Genomic DNA, 20698 nt, shown 5'->3' on the forward strand with positions numbered 1-20698 from the left:
CGAATGTTTCACCGACGAGTTGTCAATCCTGTGACCGTCTCACCGCCTTAATGGAGGTACTTAAATGCGTATCGCGCAAATCTCGCCGTTGACGGAAGCCGTGCCACCCAAGCTTTACGGCGGTACTGAACGGGTGATCTCATGGCTGACGGAAGAATTGGTGTCGCTTGGTCACGATGTGACGCTGTTCGCAAGCGGTGATTCTCTCACATCCGCAACGCTGGCGCCGATGTGGCCGCGTGCGCTTCGGTTGGATGGATCCGTGCGCGATCCAAACGCGCTGCACATGATGATGATCGAGCAGGTTTACCGGCGCGCGGATGAATTCGACATTCTGCATTTTCATCTGGACTACTATCCGTTCTCGCTGATGTCCCGTCAGCGAATACCTTTCATTACCACGCTGCATGGCCGGCTTGATCTGCCTGAACATCAGCCGGTGTTCGATACATTCCCATCGATTCCCCTGGTGTCGATTTCGAATTCGCAGCGGCGGCCAATTCATAAGGCGGACTGGGTCGACACGGTCTACCACGGACTGCCGAAGCAACTTCTTGCGCCGAAATCGAAAACTCCGACCTATCTGGCATTTTTGGGACGGATCTCGCCGGAGAAGCGGGTCGATCGCGCCATTCACATTGCCGAGCGATGCGGACTACCGCTCAAGATAGCTGCCAAGGTCGACCCTGCGGATATCGACTACTTTAATGCGGATATTCGCCCACTTCTCGAAAAGCCCCATGTCGAATTTGTTGGTGAGATTTCGGATGCCGAGAAGTCCGATTTTCTAAGCGCTGCGGTCGCGTTGATTGTTCCGATCGATTGGCCGGAGCCGTTTGGTCTCGTCATGATTGAAGCCATGGCCTGTGGAACGCCGGTCGTCGCCTACAACAGAGGTGCAGCACCCGAGATCGTCGAGGACGGGGTGACGGGGTTCGTCGTCGAAGACGAGACAAGCGCGGTTGGAGCAATCAAGAACATCGGATTGATCTCCCGCACCAAGGTGCGCGAACAATTCGAGCAACGGTTTACCGCGAAGCGCATGGCACTGGACTACCTGACCGCCTACAGAAAAGTTGCTCAGGCGGATGAAGGACGTCAATCGAAGCCGCGGCTTGTGGCGGGGTGAGGTCAAGTTCGAATCCCGAGCCGGAATGTGGATCAATCACGTTCCGGCCGGGTTTCCGGCATCAAGAGCCATACGGCCAGGAGGCCGATGGCTGCAATCAAGCCCAGCGTGAGGAACGTCACGTAGCTGCTAAATCGATCCGATAAAAATCCCGCCAAGGTCGTGCTGATTGCGGCGCCGATTCCCATAGCGCATCCGACAAGTCCCTGGGTCAGGTTGAACCGGCCTGTCTCGCGGGTGATGTCGGCCAGCGTCAACGGCACCAGGACCCCGAGCGCCGCGGCGGAAATGCCGTCCAGGATTTGCACGACGACAATCAGCTGTGATGGCGTCACCGCAGCAAACAGGATTCCGCGGATCATCAGGGCAGCAAAGCCGATCAGCAGAAGCGGGCGTCGCCCCCAGGTCTGGGATTTCCGGCCAACGGCGGGAGAAACAATCGCAACGACGAATTGAGGCACCACCATCGCCACTGCGATGAGGGCTGCCGACGATTGGCTCGATCGCAGCGTCAGCATGCTTGCGACCAGCGGTAACATGGCAGCATTGGCGAGATGGAATAACATCACGCAGAACGCAAATATCACCAATGTCCGATTGGTGAGCAGCTGAAGAATGACTGACAGATTGAGCGGTTGTTTTTGCGCGCCGCCGTGGGCTCTTTCCGCATCAATCTCCTGCGCATTGATTTGAAAGAGGGCGATCAGCGCCGGAAGAATAAAGGCGGCGGTGACGTAAAACACTGCCTGATTTGAAATATAGTATCCGGTTATTCCCATACCCGCGGCCGCGAGCCCTGTGCCCACCGAGGCAAAGGATGCGTTTCGGCCCAGGCGTTCGCCAATTTCCGTTCTGCGCACGAGCCCAAGGCTCAGAGCCGCAATCGCAGGGCCGAGCACGCAACTTGCGCTGGCTTGCAGAATTCTGGACATCAGAACGACGGGAAAAATCGGCCACAGCGCCAGCATGAGGGCGCTGATTCCGATGATGAAGACCGATATGCCGGCGGCTAGCCTGGGAGATCGGATCGCATCCAGGATTGCTCCTCCTGGAATCTGGCCGAACAGGGCGATGAGACCGCCCACGGTCAGGATGAGACCGATATCGGTTTGCGTCCATTTCTGAGCGGTCAGATACACCGCGACGAACGGTCCAAATCCCGTTTGAACGTCGGCAACAAAGAAGACGAACCAATCCAGACCGCGCCGACTCGTCGGCGAAGCACCGGATTTTTTCATATCCCTGCCGGCGCCTGCCTCGCCGGCGGGATGGGGTTTGCTTTTATCATCCATCCCAATGCCGTTGGCAGGTCGCTATTTTGATGGTGGTTCCTTCGCTGCCGGATTGGCGGCGTTTGACGTGGTCGGTGGTGCCGCTGCCGCTGCCGGTGCGGATGGGGGCGGGCTCGCCGCAGGGGCGGGCTGAGGTGGGCTGGCCGGTTGCTGCCCAAGAACGACGATCTGTTCTCCCGCCTTATAGACAGGGGCGACCCGAAGTTGATCCTTGCTGAGGTCGACAATCACGGCATCGGTCTTTCCCTCAGTCGGAAATCGTATCGCCTTCCAGTCAACGGCGATCTGGCGATTGCCGACGCCAAGGAATCCGCCAAAGTCGACGATGGCAGCGCGAACCTGACCTGTTTTATCGGCAATGATGTCGATGATCCGACCCATGTCATCGCCGGTGGTACTGCGGACCTTTTTTCCAAGAATGCTTTCGACTTGCTGGCCGTTGAGCACCATGGCCGGTGTTTCAGCTGGCGTTGCTTTGGGTGGTGGTGCTTGTGCTGCTGGCGGCGGAGCGGGTGCCGGCGCCGCTGGCGGAGGGGCTGGCGTGGGGGCAGCCGGTGGCGTGACTGGAGCTTGTGAGGAAACATTCGCCGGTTGCGATGTCTCCGCTGGAACCTGTTGAGCCTGCGTAAAATTCGCGTCCCCTGCGACGACCGGACGGGTGATGACGGATGCGCCTATGATCGCCAGCACGAGCACGGGGGGGCGTAATAACGTTTCGTGAACGCGGAGTGGGCGTCGAGTTCGTTGGCTGTGATGCATGGACGCTCCTTTGATCTGCGGTGGCGACACACTTCGGGCAAAAATGGGATTGAGAATTGCCCGATGCCGAGAGTGATCGCGCGCCGCCGCTAAGGTTCTGGGAAACGTTCGAAAGTCAGCCTCCACGAGGCTGGGGGCAACGCAGTTCGAACGTTTCGCAAGAACCCGGCGACGATGAGGCAGACGGTCTTGAGCAGATGGTCTTGGGGTCGATGCCAAGACGTCGGAAATTCGGCCATTCGCTCTCATCGAGCATGGATTTGCTGATAGAGGGAACCGGCTATCTCTGAATGCGTTCCATGTGACCCAAAGAAAACAACACGCTTTCGAAAGGTGGTCCTTTGGTTGTTCCATCCCCTGCGGTGCGAAGCATCACCCCTCCACAAGAAACTCCTTTCTATATCCCGGCGGTCGGGTCTACCTCGCGCCCGCGCCGAACGCTGAAAGCGAACGACACATTCGCGGTGGTCGATAGTCACGGTGATATCGGGGCATCGTCGGGCGATCCGGATGGAATTTTCAATAACGATACGCGATATCTCTCGCGCCTCGAATTGACGATCAACGATCTCGAACCGCTGTTGCTCGGATCGAACGTTCGCGACGACAACACGATGTTGACGGTCGATCTGACGAATCCGGATGTCTATGTCCGGGATCGCCTCGTCCTGCCGAAGGATACCGTTCATATCGTGCGGACGAGTTTCGTCTGGCAGGAGAATTTCTACACGCGCTTCAGCATTCGCAATCATGGGATCCAACGGATCACGCTGTCCCTGTCGTTCGCCTTTTCGAATGACTTTGCGGACATTTTCGAGGTGAGAGGGATGCGCCGCGCGAAGCGCGGCAGGCAACGTGCGGCAATCGCGGAGGGAAACGACGTCTACTTATTCTATGAGGGGCTGGACGGCATCGAGCGGAGCACATCGCTGCGCTTTGATCCGCAGCCGGATCAAATAGGTGCAAGCCAAGCGCAGTACAGCCTGACGCTGGCGCCGCATGAACGCCGGTCGATTTTTCTGAGCGTGAAGTGCAACGGAAAACCTGGCGATCCTCCGGCACATTTCTTCAAGGGTATGGCGCTCGCATCCAGAGCATTCCGGAAAGATAGGAGCGAGGCAATCGCGATTGGAACGTCGAGCGACGTGTTCAATCAGATCCTTGCCCGGTCGCTCAGTGATCTGCGCATGCTGACCACGGAGACAGTGAACGGTAATTATCCTTACGCCGGAATTCCCTGGTATTCGACCACGTTCGGACGTGACGGAATAATCACGGCACTGCAGATGCTGTGGTGTATGCCGCGTCTTGCTCGCGGGGTGCTGGCGCGATTGGCTGCGCTTCAGGCAAAAACCGTCGATCCGCTGAACGATGCGGAGCCCGGAAAGATTTTGCACGAGATGCGCAATGGAGAGATGGCTCGTCTGCGGGAAGTCCCGTTCGGTCTTTATTACGGAAGTGTCGACGCCACACCGCTTTTCGTCCTGCTTGCCGGGGAGTATTTCGGACGAACCGGAGATGCGCAGACCATTCGGACCTTATGGCCGAATATCGAGGCCGCGCTGGCATGGATCGACGGTCACTCGGCGCTGGACGGCGATGGATTTCTCCGCCATTCCCGCGACAATAAGGAGGGGCTGGCCAACCAGGGATGGAAGGACTCGTTTGACTCCGTATTCCATGCGGATGGACGGCTGGCTGAAGGCTCCATCGCACTCGCTGAAGTCCAAGCCTATGTGTACGCCGCGAAGCGTTCGATCGCGAAAGCGGCGCGTCACCTCGGCTTTTCCGAACTCGCTGCCCAGCTTGAGAGTGATGCGGAAGAACTGTTCTTGCGCTTCGAAAAAGCTTTCTGGTGCGAGGACATCGGTACCTACGTGATCGCGCTGGATGGTGACGGAGAGCCCTGCAAGGTGCGCACATCCAACGCGGGGCATGTCCTGTTCGGCGGGCTGGCTGCGCCGGACCGAGCCAAGCGCGTCGTCGACGGATTGATGTCGCCGCGGTTTTTCTCCGGCTGGGGAATCCGGACCGTGGCTGCCGGTGAAAGCCGCTACAATCCCATGTCCTATCATAACGGGTCGATCTGGCCGCATGACAATTCCCTCATCGCGGTCGGGATGGCGCGCTATGGCCTCAAGACTGCGGCATGCGATGTCTTTGAGGCAATCAGTGGCGCTGCGTCCTATATGGATTTTCGCCGGCTACCTGAGCTGTTCTGCGGCTTTCGGCGACAGAAGAGCCAGGGTCCGACGCTTTATCCGGTAGCGTGTTCACCGCAGGCATGGGCCAGTGGAGCGCCGTTCGCGATGCTGCAAGCGTGTATCGGCCTCGAATTCCAGCCGGAGCTCAATCGTATCCGCCTGACCGATCCGATGCTGCCGCCATTTCTGGATATGCTTATCCTTCGCAACATCGAACTCGGCGAGGCGATGATTGATTTCGCGTTGTACCGCTACGGCGAGAATGTCTCGCTGCAAATTCTGCGTAACCCGAGCGGGCTCGAAGTGTCCGTCAGTCACCTTCAGGCGCCGAACAGCTGACCATGATGACTTGTCTGAGGTCACTTGTCCCTGATCATAGGGCTCGGGACCGCAAGGTCTTTTCCGGTGGTCAGAAGTGGCGATTGCTGGCGATCGCGTGATGTAAAATACACCGCGCTCAAAACGACGACGACGGCCAAGGCTGCAAGAAGCACGGCGGTGCCGCCGGTGCCTGGCCTGAAGTGACGGTTGATGTCCCCGTTCATTGGCCTCTCCCATGCGCTGGAGTGAGGCTGATTGCTCTTCTTAAGGAGCGCCGCGCTGCTTCGATCAACCGGTCAAATTGGACTTGGTTCCAAAATGTTAGCCAAGGCCGGTGGCGAGAGCGGATGCTACCGGCACACCCATCCTCTTGCCGGATACATCAAATGAGGAAGGTCCGAAAATGAGGAAGGCCCGATATCCTTCGGGATGGAACCAACAGCGCTCGGAAAAGATTGTCGGTCAGGAGGCCCGGATGATGCTGGTAGAACGCTTTTCCCAGGACGGCAACGAGGTAATCGGCGAAGCCTATATGATCGCCGCGAATTATCTCGACAAGGTGGGGGCGCTGCCCAGGAGCTTCGTCATCCACGAGCCGCTGCTCAATCTGATTCTCAAGCGATTTGAGCAGGGCCATACCAACAGAATCTGGCTCGCGAACAAGGCGATTTCAGAGTATCAAAAGCATACGATCATCGATGTTTGAGTAGCGAGTGGGGACGTTGTTTCACTACGATGCTCATTGTGCAAATCGCATTGTGATCTGCGAGGATCATGTCATCCGCCATTGAAGATTATGCCCTGATCGGCGATTGCCTCACCGCCGCGCTTGTGGGCCGCAACGGCTCCATCGATTGGCTGTGCTGGCCGTCTTTCGATTCTGATGCTTGTTTCGCAGCCCTTCTTGGAACGCGTGCCAACGGACGCTGGAAGATTGCGCCGAGCGTTCCGATCCGTGCGACCACGCGCGCATATAGCGGCGAGACGCTGATCCTCGAAACGCGGTTTGAATGCGAGGACGGTGACGTCACACTCATTGACTTTATGCCGCCGCGCGGAGCGGCATCGGATGTCGTGCGCCTGGTGCGGGGCGACCGCGGCGTGGTCCGGATGGCGATGGAGCTGATCATCCGCTTTGGATCGGGCTCGAACATTCCCTGGGTTCAACGCTTGAAGGATGGCACCTTGCTCGCCATCGCCGGGCCTGACATGGCGGTGCTGCGGACGCCGGTGGAATTGAGAGGCGAGGACATGACCACCCGCGCCGACTTTGACGTGCGGGCCGGAGAGATCGTTCCGTTTGTGCTGACCTACGACGCCTCGCATCTGCCGGTGCCTAAGCCGATCGACCACATGCAGGCCTTGGAGGACACCAGGAGCTTCTGGACCGAGTGGTCGAGCCACGGCACCTATAAAGGCAAGCACCGCGAGCTGGTGCAGCGCTCGCTGATCACGCTGAAGGCGCTGACCTATGCCCCGACCGGCGGTATCGTGGCCGCTCCGACATCGTCGCTGCCGGAAAAGCCGGGCGGCGCACGCAATTGGGACTATCGCTACTGCTGGCTTCGCGACGCGACCTTTACGCTGCTGGCCTTGATGAACAGCGGCTACCAGACCGAAGCCGCTGCCTGGCATAACTGGCTTTTGCGCGCTGTCGCCGGATCGCCCTCAGACATGCAGATCATGTATAGCATCACCGGGGCAAGGCGATTGCTGGAATGGGAGGCGGCTTGGCTTCCGGGCTACGCGGATTCAAAGCCGGTGCGGTTCGGCAATGCCGCGCATGCGCAACTTCAGCTCGATGTCTACGGCGAGTTGATGGACACCTTCCATCAGGCGCGCACGCTCAAGGTCGACCTGGATGGCGGGACATGGGCGCTTCAGTGCAAGATTCTCGAGCACCTGGCTAAAATCTGGCATTTGCCGGATAGCGGCATCTGGGAGCTACGCGGCGGGCCACGGCACTATGTGCTGTCCAAAGTGATGTGTTGGGTCGCATTCGATCGCGCCATCAAGAGTGCTGAGACCTTCAATTTTGACGGCCCCGTCGAACATTGGCGAGTGTTGCGCCATAGCATTCATACAGACATCTGCGTCAACGGTTTCGACGCCGAGGGCAATACATTCGTCGTGTCGTACGGTGCGGATTTGCTCGATGCCAGCCTGTTGTTATTGCCGGAAGTCGGGTTTTTGCCGCCGGATGATCCACGGATTTCCGGGACAATCGCCGCAATCGAAAAACACCTGATACGCGATGGATTTGTCCTTCGTCACGACCCACGCGCAACGCCATCCGACGAAGTCGAACCCATCGAGGGCGCTTTTCTTGCGTGTACGCTGTGGCTGGCGGACGCTTATGTCCTCGTCGGTCGGGTGGACGAAGCGCGCGAGCTATTCCGGCGGGTTGCAGGTATCGCCAACGATGTCGGGCTGATTGCCGAGGAATACGATCCGGCAACGCAAAGGCAATTGGGCAATTTTCCTCAGGCGCTGACGCATATCGCCATCATCAACACGGCCCACAACATTTACGAGGCGCTTCATCCCGCCAAAAAGCCGGCGGTGCAGCGCGCGACTTGAAAGCGGGCTGCGTTCAGTTGTTCAGCGTCAGGATCGTCGCAACCGCCTTGGCAAAGCCGTCATCCTCGTTGGATGCGGTCACATGGACGGCCTGCGCCTTGATCGCATCTGTTGCATTCCCCATCGCGAAGGACAATCCGCTGACGCGAAACATGGGAACGTCGTTGGTCATGTCACCGATTGTTGCGATGGCCTGCGGAGGGATGTTCAGGCGCTTCGCCATTGCTTTCACGAAGGTGCCTTTGTCGTGTCCCGGCGGAGTGACGTCGAGATAGTAATTCTGCGAACGAGCTGCATGGGCATCCGCGCCCAGCGTGGTCTGCAATTCCGGTTCGCACCGGGCGAGCAGGTCGAAGTCGGCACTGACGCCGACGATCTTGCAGACCTGATCAAGATATGGGGCGTTGTCCGCAACGAGTAGTGGATCCGTATCGATCGTTCTTTTTTCGTGCGCGACGTAGTGCCCGTCGTCGCGATGGATAATCCAATGCTCGTTGGTGAAAATCCAGACGTCGATCCCATGGCGGGCGAACAACGCGAGACTGGTCCTGACCGCGTTGCGGGGAATCGTCTGCTGTTCGTCGACAGTCAAGTCTGGGCGCACAATAGAGCTACCGTTGAAGGCGCCCATCGGCAGATCGAGGTTAAGCGGTTCACGCAGCATGCGCATGCCGAAAGGTGGACGGCTGCTGGTGACCGAGAATTGGATGCCTCGTGCGCGTAGTTCGCGCACGGCGTCGATGGAAGCCGATGTGAGACGCTTGTCCTTGGTGACCAGCGTGCCGTCGACATCCGAGATCAGAAGCTTGATGGCCGTCATGAGGCGAGGGATCCGGGTTCTGGCGACATCCGCAATCGATCGGCAATCGTGGCTACGATCCGGTCGACCGGCGCATCGATATCAACAACGACAACATTCTCGTCCACTGTCGGCTCCTCGATCGTCGCGAACTGGCTGTCGAGCAGGGACGCCGGCATGAAGTGGCCCTTTCGCAGCGTCAATCGCTCCGCAATGAGATCGCGCGTGCCTTTGAGGTACACCAGCCGCACATCTGGGCGGCCATGGACAAGCACATCCCGATAAGCGCGTTTCAGCGCTGAACAAGACACCACGAATGGACGGCCGGTGGCGGCTCGGCGGTCGATGTCGTCCGCGATGGCCTGGAGCCACGGCCAACGATCTTCGTCCGTCAGCGGAGTGCCCGCGTGCATCTTCGCGACGTTGGAGGCGGGATGGTAGGAATCACCGTCCTCACACGCGAAGCCGATGTGCTTGGCGAGCGCCGCAGCAATCGTGCTTTTGCCGGAGCCGGAGACGCCCATGACGATGATGGCTGAAATCTTAGTGGGAGCCTGCATGGCTGCTGTCGATGTTCCTCGGGGCTGCGGCTTGATCGAGCAGCCAAACTGTTTCGCCGCGCATTGCGTGCGCCCGCATCGCCGGAAGATCTTCGCCGGACAATGCGCGGGTGAGAATATCGCGCTTCTCGTCGCCGGACACCAGAAAGAGCATTTCCCCTGTGGATGCCAGGCAGGGAAACGTCAGGCTGACGCGGGGGACGAAGGGCGCGACATTCGCGTGTGCCACGCCAACGACCCATCGTTGGTGTTCTTCCAGCGCCGCCGCATGGGGAAACAAGGACGCCGTATGCCCATCGGGGCCGATGCCCATCAGGACAAGATCGAACAAGGGCGGCTCGTGATCCAAAGCCGCAGTGTGAAACGATTTCAGCTCGCGCTCATAGCGCTCGGCGGCCTCATCCGGTGTCGCGGCAGAGGTGGGGATGGCGTGGACATTTTCCGAGGGCGCGCATGCATCGAGAAAAGCTGCGCGAGCCATGCCGATGTTGCTGAGCGGGTCGTCCTGCGGCACGAAGCGATCGTCGGTCATAAACCAGTGGACGCGCGACCACGGGATCTGCGCGCGCCAGGGCTCTGTTGCCAGCAATTCATAAAGCCGTCGCGGTGTTGAGCCGCCAGTCAGGCAGATCCTCACCTGCTGCGGGTTTTTCGCGATGCGTTCGATCAATCGCGTGGCTGCGGTTTCCGCCAGCGATTGGCCGCCGGCAACAACGGTGGTGCGGCGCTGTGAGGCGGGCGTGCTCATTCGCCGTCGATCCGGCGCCAGCGGCGACCGTCGCGCTCGATGAGCTCATCGGCTTCCTTCGGACCATCCGTCCCGGCGCGGTAGAGCGAAAGCCCGTTGCCGCCGGCCTTCTTCCAGGCGTCGATAAAGGGTTGAACGGCCTGCCAGCCCGCCTCGACGCTGTCCGCGCGCTGGAACAGAATGTTGTCGCCGATCATGCAGTCATAGAGCAGGGTCTCATAACCGGTACTCGGCGCGGACTTGAAGTAGTCCTTGTATTTGAACTTCATCTCCACGCCGTCGACGGTGACGGTTGGTCCGGGCACCTTGGTGTTGAATTGGAGCGTGATGCCCTCTGTCGGCTCGACACCGATCACGAGATAGTTCTGCGATAAGCGCTCGACCTCGGTGGCGCGAAACATCGAAAAGGGCGCCGCCTTGAAGCGGATCGCCACTTCCGTGCGTTTCGCGGACATCGCCTTGCCTGTGCGCAGGTAGAACGGAACGCCGGCCCAGCGCCAGTTATCGATGGTCAGCTTCAACGCGGCATAGGTCTCGACCACGCTGTCGGGAGAGACGTTCTTGGTTCGACGATAATCGTCAATGTCCTTGTCGCGAATGCGGCCGGCTACGTATTGCCCGCGAACCGAGTTCTTAAGCGCCTCGTCTTCGCTCTGGAGTTGGATAGCGGAGAGAACTTCACCTTTTTCCGAACGCACCGAATGCGCGTCGAACCGCGACGGCGGCTCCATCGCGACCAACGCAAGCAGCTGAAAGAGGTGATTGGGCACCATGTCGCGCAACGCCCCGGTCGATTCGTAGAAGCTGCCGCGGCGACCGACGTCGAGCATCTCGGACACGGTGATCTGCACATGGTCGATATGGTTGCGATTCCAGATCGGCTCGAACATGCCGTTGGCAAAGCGCAGCACCAGAATGTTCTGTACGGTTTCTTTGCCGAGGTAGTGATCGATCCGATAGATCTGATGCTCATTGACGAGTTTCAGCAGATCGCGATTCAACTCTTTTGCAGATTTGAGATCCGTGCCGAACGGCTTTTCGACCACCAGGCGGCGCCAGCCATCGGGCTGATCGGTCAGGAGGCCCATCTTGCTGAGTTCTTCGGCGATGGGCTTGAAGGCGTTGGGCGGGACGGCGAGGTAGAACAGATTATTCGTGATGCCGTCGGTCTTGGCGATCCTCTCCAGATGGTCCTTCAGTCGTTTGAACGATCCAGGTTCGGCAGGATCAGCATGGATACTCAAGATGCAGTCGAACAGCTTCGTCGCGACGGCTTTGTCGATGGGGCGCGTTGCGAACTGCTGCAGCGCCTTCATCAGGTCGTCTTTCAGCGTCGCGCTTTGGATTTCCGTGCGGGTAATTCCAACCACGCAGAACTTTTCGGGCAACAACCCGGACTCGGCCAGATTGTAGAGTGCCGGAATCACGAGCCGGTGAGCGAGATCGCCGGTGATGCCGAACACCACAAAGCAACATGAATCAGGGACCCTGGGCTTGGTGGTGGTATCAGAACTCATCGGCACCTCTTTTAAATTGTTTATTCCGCAGCTTTCTTGCCGGCATCGCCGAGCTTGGGCGGCTCGGTGTGGCCGCCGAAGCCATGGCGCATGGCGGAAAGGATCTTCTCCGCAAAGGTGTGCTCCTTCCGCGAGCGGAAGCGGGCGTAAAGCGCAGCCGTGATCACTTCCGCAGGCACGGCTTCGTCGATCGCTGCATTGATAGTCCAGCGGCCTTCGCCCGAATCCTCGACGAACCCGGAGTAGTTTTCGAGCGTGTCGTTCTTTGCCAGCGCCGCGGCCGTGAGATCGAGCAGCCACGAGCTGACAACGCTGCCCCGACGCCAGACTTCGGCGATGTCAGGGATGTTCAGGTCGAACCGATGCGCAGGGGGCAGGGCGTCGATATTCGCGTTCTTGAGAATATCGAAGCCTTCGGCATAGGCCTGCATCAGGCCATATTCGATGCCGTTGTGAACCATTTTGACGAAATGGCCTGCACCAACGGGACCGGCGTGGATATAGCCTTGCTCGGCGCGGGGATCGCGCTCCTCACGGCCTGACGTGCGCGGAATCTCGCCAAGCCCGGGGGCGAGGCTTGCAAAGATGGGATCAAGGCGATTCACGGTCTCGGTCTCGCCGCCGATCATCATGCAGTAGCCGCGCTCGAGGCCCCAGACGCCGCCGCTGGTGCCGACATCGACATAATGAATGCCAATCCTTTTCAATTCACCGGCGCGGCGGACGTCGTCTTGCCAGAATGTATTGCCGCCATCGATGATGGTATCGCCGCTCTCCATGCTCTTGCGGAGCGTTGCGATGGTCTCTTCCGTGATTTTGCCGGCGGGCAGCATCACCCAGACCACCCGAGGGGCGCTCAGTTTTTTGACGAAATCCTGAAGCGAGGTCGCTCCGGTAGCGCCCGCGGAGGCGAGATCCGCCACAGCCTTGACGTTGGTGTCGTAGACGACAACCTGATGCTGGCCCTTGGTCATCAGGCGGCGAACGATATTGCCGCCCATGCGTCCCAGGCCGACGAGTCCGATCTGCATGTGTCGTTCCTATGACAGCGCGCTTTGAACAGCCGCGCGGATGGTTGCGAGTCCTTTGGTGACATCGCCCTTGATATGCAGACGCAATGCGCGGCGATCACGCTCGGTCAATACGTCAAAATCCCCGCGCGCCTGCGCCGCTTTGATCACGCCGAAACTCGCCTTGTGGCCGGGAATGGGCAGATCGTTGGCGTCTTCCGCTGTGATCTGCAGAAAGACTCCGCTGTTCGGTCCGCCTTTGTAGGCCTGCCCGGTCGAATGCAGGAAGCGCGGACCGAAGCCGACGCAGGTGGCGACATGCTTCTTGTCCCGGATCGCCATCCGCATGTCCTGCGTTACTGCGAGATCGGCATCGTTATGGTCGATATAAGCCAAAATCGCCGCGTAGTCGCCGCTTTGGATGCGCCCGAGGTGGGCCTTGAGCCATGAGGCGGTATCGCCATTTGCGCCCGCCTTGCGCAGGGCATCAGCATTCTTGGCATCGGTGTAGATATCGATGTCGCCGTCGGACGACACCGCGCTTTCGGAGGGCAGCTTGCCGGATTTCTCGAAGGCGGACGTGAGTTCGCGGGTCTTGACCTTCGCGGATTCCACGTCGGGTTGATCGAATGGGTTGATACCGATCACGGCACCCGCCACCGCAGTGGCCATTTCGAAACGGAAGAACTCCTGGCCGATATGCTCAGGATTTGTCACCTGAATACGGATGACCGGATGGCCGGCTTTTTCCAGCGCCGCAAGCGCTGTCTCGCGCGATTTATCGCTGTCGTCTTTCAAGCGAAGGTCGATGAATACGCGGTCGTTGCCATAGACCTCGGGCTTGCCGAGCGCCTCGCCTTCGAGCGGAATCAGCGCCTTGCCGTTCTTGCCGGTGGATTCGGCGATGAGTTGCTCAGCCCACGCACCGAAATCTGCGATCTGCTTGGACCCGGTCAGCGTGATCTTGTCGCGGCCATGCTGGGCGGCGGCGCCGAGCGCGAGGCCCAGTTGAACACCAGGATTTTCGCCGGGAGGAACGTCGGGACCGCAGGCCCGCACCATGGAAGCCGCAGACTCCAGAAGTTTTCCAAGATCGATGCCGGCCGCAGCGGCAGGCACCAGGCCGAATGGCGACAGCACGGAATAGCGGCCGCCGATGCTGGGCAGGCCATAGAAGACCTGGGCGAAGCCGCGCGATTTCGCGACCTGCTCCATCGACGAACCCGGATCAGTCACGGCGACAAAGTGTTCGCCGGCCTTGCCATTTGTCTGTTCGTTCACGCGGGCAAAGAAATAGTCCATCAATGCGTTGGGCTCAGTGGTGCCGCCGGATTTGCTCGAGACGATGAACAGCGTCTTCCCAACATTAATCGCGGCCTCGATGCGGCGAATCTGCGCAGGATCTGTAGAATCGAGGATGCGAAGTTTCGGAAACCCTTCCGCCTGACCGAAGGTCATTGCCAGGACTTCTGGGCCAAGGCTCGAGCCGCCCATGCCGAGCACGACGGCATCGGTAAAGCCGTGACTCTTTACCCAGCCTGCGAACGCGTCGTAGCGCGAAAGCTCATTGCGCTCGCGTTCAACGATATCGAGCCAGCCGAGCCACTTGGCCTCATCCTTGCCCGTCCAGACCGATGCGTCGCGTGCCCACAATCTGCGAATGGTGCCGTCCGAGCGCCAGCGCTCCATCAGAGCTTTGCTGTCTTTTTCGATGTCTGGTGCAAGGGCGATGGTCTGGCCGTCGATCCGACCGCCGAGCATGGTGGCGCGCTTGTGCGCCACGGCCCCCAGCAGCTTGTCGAACGCTTCGGCGAACAGCTGAACGCCTTCCTTGACGAGGGTGTCTGTGATCGCGTCGAGTGAAATGCCGGCTTTTGCGAGGTCAGCAAGAACCTTCTCCGCCTCGGGGATATTTTCTTCGAGGCTGTCGCGGAGCTTGCCGTGGTCGCGGAAGGCATCGAGCGTTGCAGGCGGTACGGTGTTCACCGTGTCGCGGCCGATCAGCTCCTCGACATACAGCACATCGCTGTACGCCTTGTTCTTGGTCCCGGTGCTGGCCCACAACAAGCGCTGGACCTTGGCTCCCTTGGCCGCAAGCTTTTTCCAGCGGTCGGAGGCGATGACCTTTTTATAGTGCTGATAGGCGAGCTTGGCGTTGGCGATCGCCACCTTGCCTTTCAATGCTTCCAGCCGGGCCTTTTGATCCTTGTCATTGGCAGCGGCGATCTTCTCGTCGAGTTGCTTGTCGACGGCCGTATCGATGCGGCTGACAAAGAAGCTGGCGACGCTGGCGATCTTGCTTGGATCGCCCCCGCCCGCGACGAAGGTTTCGAGGCCCTTCAGGTACGCTTCCAGAACCTGGGCATAGACCTTTTGCGAGAACAGCAGCGTGATGTTGATGCTGATGCCCTCTGAAATCAGCTTTCGAATGGCGGGCAAACCCTCAGGGGTCGCGGGCACCTTCACCATCAGATTGTCGCGGCCGACGGCCTTCCAAAGCCGCTCCGCCTCGGCAATGGTGCCTTTGGTGTCGAGAGCAAGGTAAGGCGATACTTCCAGGCTGACGTAGCCGTCAGCGCCTTTCAGCTCATCGTAAACCGGTTTCAGAACGTCCGCCGCGTGTTGAATGTCTTCAACGGCAAGGGCCTCATAGAGATCGCCCACGGGCCGGTCATGCTGCTTCAACAATGCTGAAATCGCATCGTCATATTCGTCGGAGCCGCCGATCGCCTTCTCAAAGATCGATGGGTTGGAGGTAACGCCTCGTACACCATCCCGTTCGATCAGTGTCTTCAGATCGCCCTTGGCGATGAAGCCCCGTGCGAGGAAATCGAGCCAGACGGCCTGGCCATGACTTTGAAGCTTTTTGACTGGGTTCATGATCTCTTGTTCTGTTCGATCTGGCGTAGGGCAGCACTCAACACCTTCTCTGGCGCAAAGCCAAACTTTTTCAAAAGGTCTTTGAGCGGTGCGGACGAACCGAATGTGTGCATGCCGATGATCTCGCCGGAAGGCCCCGCGTAGCGGTCCCAGCCGATGACGGAGGCCTGCTCAATGGTGACGCGCGCGGTGATATCCGGTGGTAGAACGCTGTCCCGATAGGCCTTGTCCTGTTTCTCAAACAGGTCCCATGACGGCATGCTGACCACGCGGGCGCCGATGCCGCGCGATTTCAGCGTTTCATATGCGCCGATGCAGAGCTGCACTTCGCTGCCGGTGCCGATCAAAATGACCTGCGGTGGACCACGGTCCGAATCGGCCATGATGTAGGCGCCTCGCGCCAGTCCCTCGGCTGACGCATAGCGGTTCCTGTCGAAGATCGGCAGAGCCTGTCGGCTGAGCACGAGGACCGCAGGCTCGTCCCGCAGGCTCATGATCACCTTATAAGCCTCGCGCACTTCGTTGGCATCTGCCGGGCGCAGAACCACCAGCCCCGGCACGGCACGCAATCCGGCCAGTTGCTCAACCGGCTGATGGGTCGGACCGTCTTCGCCGACGCCAATGGAGTCGTGGGTAAAGACGTGGAAGACAGGCAATCTCATCAAGGCGGCGAGGCGGATCGGTGGTCGCATATAGTCGCTGAAGATCAGGAAGGTCGCACCGAAGCCCCGGAGGTGACAGAGGCCCATGCCGTTGACGATCGCGCCCATGGCATGTTCGCGGACGCCGAAATGCATGTTTCGCCCGCCAGGCGTTTCCTTCGTCAGTGTCCCGGCGCCATCGAACGACAGTTTGGTCTTGGTTGAAGGTGCAAGGTCTGCAGCGCCGCCCATGACCCATGGCATCCGCTGCGCAAGAGCATTCAGAACCTTGCCCGACGCGTCGCGTGTCGCGATTCCTTTCGCATCGGCCTCGAAGTGCGGCAGGTCGCGGTCCCAGTTGTCAGGGACGCCGTGCTTGAGGCAGCGGATAACCTCGTCGGCGGCGCCTGGGTGCTTGTCGCGATAGTCGCTGAAGGCCTTTTCCCAGGAGGCACGCAAAGCTGCGCCGCGTTTGCCGATCCCTTTTGCCAGGCAGTCGTAGACACCATCCGGCACAAGAAACTGGGCATCCTCCGGCCAACCGTAGAACTTCTTTGTCTTGCGAACTTCATCTTCGCCAAGGGCGTCGCTATGGATCGATGCGGTGTTCTGCTTGTCCGGTGCACCATAGCCGATGATGCTGTTGACCACGATCAGGGTCGGGCGGCCGGTGGTCTCCTTGAACTCCTCCAGCGCCTCGCGCACGCGGTGACGATCGTTGGCGTCAGGTACGTGGACAATATGCCAGCCGTAGCCACGGAAGCGCTCGGCAACGTTCTCGCTGAAGGCGAGGTCGGTGTGGCCTTCAATGGTGATGGTGTTGCTGTCGTAGATCCAGCAAAGGTTGTCGAGACCGAGATGCCCCGCGAGCGATGCGGCTTCGCTGGCGACGCCTTCCATCAGATCGCCGTCGCTGCAAATCACGTAGACATCGAAATCAAACAGCGTGAGCCCAGGCTTGTTGTATTTCGCGCCGAGCCAGCGCGAGGCAATCGCCATGCCGACACTGTTGCCGCAGCCCTGTCCGAGCGGACCGGTCGTTGTCTCGACACCGGTCGTGTGGCCATATTCAGGATGCCCTGGCGTCACGCTGTCGATCTGACGGAAGGCCTTAATGTCGTCAAGGGAGATCGCAGGCTCGTTCGTAACCTGGCCGTCCCGCAAGCGCTTCACGCCGGAGAGGTGAATCAACGAATAAAGCAGGAGGGATGCATGGCCTGCGGACAGTACGAACCTGTCGCGGTTGGGCCAGAGCGGTTCGGCGGGATCGTAGCGCAGCACATCCTGCCAGAGCGTGTAAGCCACCGGCGCCATGCCCATGGGTGTGCCGGCGTGGCCCGAATTTGCCTTTTGAACCGCATCAATGGTCAGGGTGCGAATGGTATTGACGCAAAGATCGTCAATTGAATCAGTTGCATGACGTCTTTGATTTCCGTCGTTCAACTGCACAGTACTCATGGGATATCCGTGGACTTGCGACGCAGTGATGCACCCCGGAACCGGGGCGGTGTGAACGGGCAACCGCGCATCGCGGCAAATGTTCCACCGCGCCAATGATTGTGAACGCCAACCGCGGCGATTCAGCCTTTCACGATATCAGTGCTGGAAAGGGACATCCCAGATGTCTTCGGCATACTCGCGGATGGTGCGATCAGAAGAGAACCATGCCATGCGTGCGACATTGAGAATGCTCATGCGCGCCCACTCCGGCGTATTCCACTTCTCGTCGACAATGCGTTGCATCCGGTGGTAGTCGTCGAAGTCGGCCGACACCATGTAGTAGTCGAGGTGGCGCAGGCTGTGCGTGATGGGCGTAAAGCGGCCCGGATCGTTTGGCGAGAACATTCCACGATCAATCGCGTCGATGACGCCGGACAGGATTGGTGAGCGAGAAATCGTCTGCACCGCATCCAACCCCTGCGCACGGCGCTGGGCGACCTGGTCAGCTTGCAGACCGAAGATGAAGATATTTTCTTCGCCGACATGATCGCGAATTTCGATATTGGCGCCGTCGAGCGTGCCGATGGTAAGAGCGCCATTCAATGCGAGCTTCATGTTACCGGTGCCCGATGCCTCCATGCCGGCTGTCGAAATCTGCTCGGATAAATTGCTCGCCGGCACAATGGCTTCAGCCGCGCTCACATTGTAATTGGGAATGAACGCAACCTTGAGCACATCGCGCGCGGCCGGGTCGCTGTTGATCGTGAGCGCGATGTCATTGATGAACTTGATGATCAGCTTGGCTTGCTGGTAGCTCGCTGCCGCCTTGCCGGCGAACAGCTTGACCCTCGGCGCCCAGTTGCGTCCGGGATCGTTCTTGATGGCGAGATAGAGCGCGACAGTTTCGAGAGCATTGAGAAGCTGACGCTTGTATTCATGGATGCGCTTGATCTGAACGTCGAACATCGCGGACGGATCCACGCGGACGCCGAGCTGCGCTGCAATCGAGTTGGCGAGCGCGACCTTGCTCTTGAACTTGGCCGACATGAAGCGGTGCTGGAAGGCGCGATCATCCGCCAGCTTCTCCAGCTCTCGCAGGTGAGAGGGATCATCCAGAACGACATCCCCACATACGTCGCGCAGGATCTCGACGAGATAGGGATTGCATTGCTGCAGCCAGCGGCGAAACGTGATGCCGTTGGTCTTGTTGGTGATCCGTCCCGGATAGAGCGCATTGAGATCTGCAAAAACGGTGCTTCGCATCAGCTCGCTGTGCATGGCGGAGACGCCGTTGATCCGGTGCGATCCGACATAGGCAACGTGGCCCATGCGAACGCGACGGCCGCCGGTTTCGTCGATGAGCGAGACGGACGCGCGGAAACGAATGTCACCGGGCGCGTGGGCTTCAGCCGCAGAAAGGTTGCGGTCGTTGATCTGGTAGATGATATCGAGATGGCGCGGGAGCAGTCTTTGAAACAGATCGACCGGCCACGTTTCAAGCGCCTCCGGCAACAACGTATGATTGGTGTAGGAGATCGTCTTGTTGGTGATGTGCCAGGCTTCATCCCAATCTAACCGATGCTCATCCACCAGCAGCCGCATCAATTCCGGAACCGCCAGGCTCGGATGGGTATCGTTCATCTGAATGGCGGCTTTGGACGAGAGTGTCCGCAGATCGCCGTCGCCCTGCAGATGATGGGCGATGATATCCTGCAGCGAAGCCGAGACGAAGAAATACTCCTGCCTGAGGCGCAGTTCGCGGCCGGCCGGCGTCTCATCGCTTGGATACAGAAATTTTGATATGGACTGCGCCCGCGCCATCTCCGACATGGCGCCGAGATGATCGCCGCTGTTGAAGACCTTGAGGTTCAGTGGATCAACGGCGCGTGCAGACCACAGCCGAAGCGCGTTGACGTGATGCTTCCCCCAGCCGACGATCGGGGTGTCGTAGGCAACAGCCTCAACGGTTTCGTCCGGAAGCCAGATGCATCGTTCGAGATGCTCGGGATCATCTCGTCCAATGCGGCCGCCATAGTCAATGCGATAGGTGACCTCGGGACGTTCAAACTCCCAGGGATTTCCGGACAGCAACCATTGCTCCGGAAATTCTTCCTGTTGTCCATCAGAGATGATTTGACGGAACAGGCCGTGCTCGTAGCGAATACCATAGCCTTGCGCCGGAATGCCCAGCGTTGCCATGCTTTCCATGAAGCATGCGGCTAGCCGGCCGAGCCCGCCATTGCCCAGCGCTGCATCCGGCTCAATCGTTTTCAATTCATCAAAATCGACGCCGAAATCTTCCAGCGCTGTCCGAAACGGCTTGACGAGGTCAAGATTGGTCAAGGCATCCGTGAACAGCCGGCCGATCAGGAATTCGAGCGAGAAGTAGTAGACCCGCTTCTCGCCATTGCTGTCGGCGTCGTGGTTGGACTGAAGCCAGTGATGAATGATGCGATCGCGCAGCGTCAGAGCAGCCGCGATATACCAATCGCGGCTGGTGGCGCGGTTCGCGTCCTTGCCCGCCATCAGTACGATTTTCGCAAGCATCGCGCTTTTGATGCCTGCAACCACATCTTCCGTGTCCGGCTGCTGCATTCCAAGGCGCCCGCTGTATTGCATATTCATGCCACCAATTCCGATGAAGTACGATCCTAAAAGCGATCTTCGATTATTGGTCTCAAAGTGACCAAATCTTATCGGCCACAATTTGACGTCTAATCTTTGAGCTTCGTTTTAATGACGATGGTCTCACTTCGATGGCACGTCTCGCATCTGAATGTGAGCCGCTGATACCCCGGGTCACCCGGTACGATATGAG

The 20698-nt window shown here is 59.2% G+C and carries 15 protein-coding genes; 4 read left to right on the top strand and 11 right to left on the bottom strand.

Annotation, left to right across the window (positions count from 1 at the left end):
* Positions 1 to 64 precede the first annotated feature (64 nt).
* Complete coding sequence (locus tag ACP0KA_RS13575) at positions 65 to 1129, top strand: glycosyltransferase family 4 protein (protein WP_424629290.1); 1065 nt, start codon at positions 65 to 67, stop codon at positions 1127 to 1129.
* A gap of 32 nt (positions 1130 to 1161) precedes the next feature.
* Here the strand turns inward: ACP0KA_RS13575 and ACP0KA_RS13580 are convergent, their stop codons facing one another.
* Both ACP0KA_RS13580 and ACP0KA_RS13585 read right to left on the bottom strand, forming a co-directional pair.
* Positions 1162 to 2421 (bottom strand): MFS transporter, encoded by a 1260-nt coding sequence (locus ACP0KA_RS13580; protein ID WP_424629291.1) that lies wholly within the window; start codon positions 2419 to 2421, stop codon positions 1162 to 1164.
* Positions 2422 to 2442: 21 nt separating this feature from the next.
* A complete protein-coding gene (locus ACP0KA_RS13585; RefSeq protein WP_424629292.1) occupies positions 2443 to 2871 on the bottom strand; it encodes a PRC-barrel domain-containing protein in 429 nt (142 codons plus the stop codon).
* Between the two features lie 671 nt (positions 2872 to 3542).
* Here ACP0KA_RS13585 and ACP0KA_RS13590 point away from each other — a divergent pair.
* Positions 3543 to 5723, top strand: a complete 2181-nt coding sequence (locus ACP0KA_RS13590; RefSeq protein WP_424631593.1) for a glycogen debranching N-terminal domain-containing protein — start codon at positions 3543 to 3545, stop codon at positions 5721 to 5723.
* Between the two features lie 20 nt (positions 5724 to 5743).
* On the opposite strand, the gene ACP0KA_RS13595 is transcribed toward ACP0KA_RS13590, so the two are convergent.
* Positions 5744 to 5929, bottom strand: a complete 186-nt coding sequence (locus ACP0KA_RS13595; RefSeq protein WP_424629293.1) for a hypothetical protein — start codon at positions 5927 to 5929, stop codon at positions 5744 to 5746.
* 251 nt (positions 5930 to 6180) lie between these two features.
* On the opposite strand from ACP0KA_RS13595, the gene ACP0KA_RS13600 reads away from it, so the two are divergent.
* Both ACP0KA_RS13600 and ACP0KA_RS13605 read left to right on the top strand, forming a co-directional pair.
* Positions 6181 to 6411 (top strand): hypothetical protein, encoded by a 231-nt coding sequence (locus ACP0KA_RS13600; RefSeq protein ID WP_424629294.1) that lies wholly within the window; start codon positions 6181 to 6183, stop codon positions 6409 to 6411.
* Positions 6412 to 6479: 68 nt separating this feature from the next.
* Positions 6480 to 8285 (top strand): glycoside hydrolase family 15 protein, encoded by a 1806-nt coding sequence (locus tag ACP0KA_RS13605; protein ID WP_424629295.1) that lies wholly within the window; start codon positions 6480 to 6482, stop codon positions 8283 to 8285.
* Between the two features lie 13 nt (positions 8286 to 8298).
* Here the strand turns inward: ACP0KA_RS13605 and ACP0KA_RS13610 are convergent, their stop codons facing one another.
* From ACP0KA_RS13610 to ACP0KA_RS13645, 8 genes are all read right to left on the bottom strand, one after another.
* Entirely contained in the window at positions 8299 to 9105 is an 807-nt protein-coding gene (locus tag ACP0KA_RS13610; RefSeq protein WP_424629296.1) for a Cof-type HAD-IIB family hydrolase, read from the bottom strand.
* Positions 9102 to 9644: a gluconokinase gene (locus tag ACP0KA_RS13615; RefSeq protein ID WP_424629297.1), complete on the bottom strand. Its 543-nt coding sequence runs from the start codon at positions 9642 to 9644 to the stop codon at positions 9102 to 9104. Before ACP0KA_RS13615 ends, ACP0KA_RS13610 begins: the two co-directional genes overlap by 4 nt.
* Positions 9628 to 10392, bottom strand: a complete 765-nt coding sequence (gene pgl / locus ACP0KA_RS13620) for a 6-phosphogluconolactonase (RefSeq protein ID WP_424629298.1) — start codon at positions 10390 to 10392, stop codon at positions 9628 to 9630. Before pgl ends, ACP0KA_RS13615 begins: the two co-directional genes overlap by 17 nt.
* Complete coding sequence (gene zwf / locus ACP0KA_RS13625) at positions 10389 to 11909, bottom strand: glucose-6-phosphate dehydrogenase (protein ID WP_424629299.1); 1521 nt, start codon at positions 11907 to 11909, stop codon at positions 10389 to 10391. Before zwf ends, pgl begins: the two co-directional genes overlap by 4 nt.
* Positions 11910 to 11929: 20 nt before the next feature.
* Complete coding sequence (gnd, locus tag ACP0KA_RS13630; protein WP_424629300.1) at positions 11930 to 12940, bottom strand: phosphogluconate dehydrogenase (NAD(+)-dependent, decarboxylating); 1011 nt, start codon at positions 12938 to 12940, stop codon at positions 11930 to 11932.
* A gap of 9 nt (positions 12941 to 12949) precedes the next feature.
* Positions 12950 to 15799 (bottom strand): bifunctional transaldolase/phosoglucose isomerase, encoded by a 2850-nt coding sequence (locus tag ACP0KA_RS13635; protein ID WP_424629301.1) that lies wholly within the window; start codon positions 15797 to 15799, stop codon positions 12950 to 12952.
* Entirely contained in the window at positions 15796 to 17898 is a 2103-nt protein-coding gene (gene tkt / locus ACP0KA_RS13640; protein ID WP_424629302.1) for a transketolase, read from the bottom strand. Before tkt ends, ACP0KA_RS13635 begins: the two co-directional genes overlap by 4 nt.
* A gap of 138 nt (positions 17899 to 18036) precedes the next feature.
* A complete protein-coding gene (locus tag ACP0KA_RS13645; protein ID WP_424629303.1) occupies positions 18037 to 20505 on the bottom strand; it encodes a glycogen/starch/alpha-glucan phosphorylase in 2469 nt (822 codons plus the stop codon).
* Positions 20506 to 20698 lie beyond the last annotated feature (193 nt).

It is taken from the genome of Bradyrhizobium sp. SYSU BS000235 (assembly GCF_049747295.1).
Taxonomy (GTDB): domain Bacteria; phylum Pseudomonadota; class Alphaproteobacteria; order Rhizobiales; family Xanthobacteraceae; genus Afipia.

Coding starts and splice junctions, on each gene's coding strand:
- pgl (WP_424629298.1), bottom strand. CDS start 10,392: ATGAGCACGCCCGCCTCACAGCGCCGCACCACCGTTGTTGCCGGCGGC.
- ACP0KA_RS13600 (WP_424629294.1), top strand. CDS start 6,181: ATGATGCTGGTAGAACGCTTTTCCCAGGACGGCAACGAGGTAATCGGC.
- ACP0KA_RS13575 (WP_424629290.1), top strand. CDS start 65: ATGCGTATCGCGCAAATCTCGCCGTTGACGGAAGCCGTGCCACCCAAG.
- ACP0KA_RS13645 (WP_424629303.1), bottom strand. CDS start 20,505: ATGAATATGCAATACAGCGGGCGCCTTGGAATGCAGCAGCCGGACACG.
- ACP0KA_RS13585 (WP_424629292.1), bottom strand. CDS start 2,871: ATGGTGCTCAACGGCCAGCAAGTCGAAAGCATTCTTGGAAAAAAGGTC.
- ACP0KA_RS13610 (WP_424629296.1), bottom strand. CDS start 9,105: ATGACGGCCATCAAGCTTCTGATCTCGGATGTCGACGGCACGCTGGTC.
- tkt (WP_424629302.1), bottom strand. CDS start 17,898: ATGAGTACTGTGCAGTTGAACGACGGAAATCAAAGACGTCATGCAACT.
- ACP0KA_RS13595 (WP_424629293.1), bottom strand. CDS start 5,929: ATGAACGGGGACATCAACCGTCACTTCAGGCCAGGCACCGGCGGCACC.
- zwf (WP_424629299.1), bottom strand. CDS start 11,909: ATGAGTTCTGATACCACCACCAAGCCCAGGGTCCCTGATTCATGTTGC.
- ACP0KA_RS13605 (WP_424629295.1), top strand. CDS start 6,480: ATGTCATCCGCCATTGAAGATTATGCCCTGATCGGCGATTGCCTCACC.
- ACP0KA_RS13580 (WP_424629291.1), bottom strand. CDS start 2,421: ATGGATGATAAAAGCAAACCCCATCCCGCCGGCGAGGCAGGCGCCGGC.
- ACP0KA_RS13615 (WP_424629297.1), bottom strand. CDS start 9,644: ATGCAGGCTCCCACTAAGATTTCAGCCATCATCGTCATGGGCGTCTCC.
- ACP0KA_RS13635 (WP_424629301.1), bottom strand. CDS start 15,799: ATGAACCCAGTCAAAAAGCTTCAAAGTCATGGCCAGGCCGTCTGGCTC.
- gnd (WP_424629300.1), bottom strand. CDS start 12,940: ATGCAGATCGGACTCGTCGGCCTGGGACGCATGGGCGGCAATATCGTT.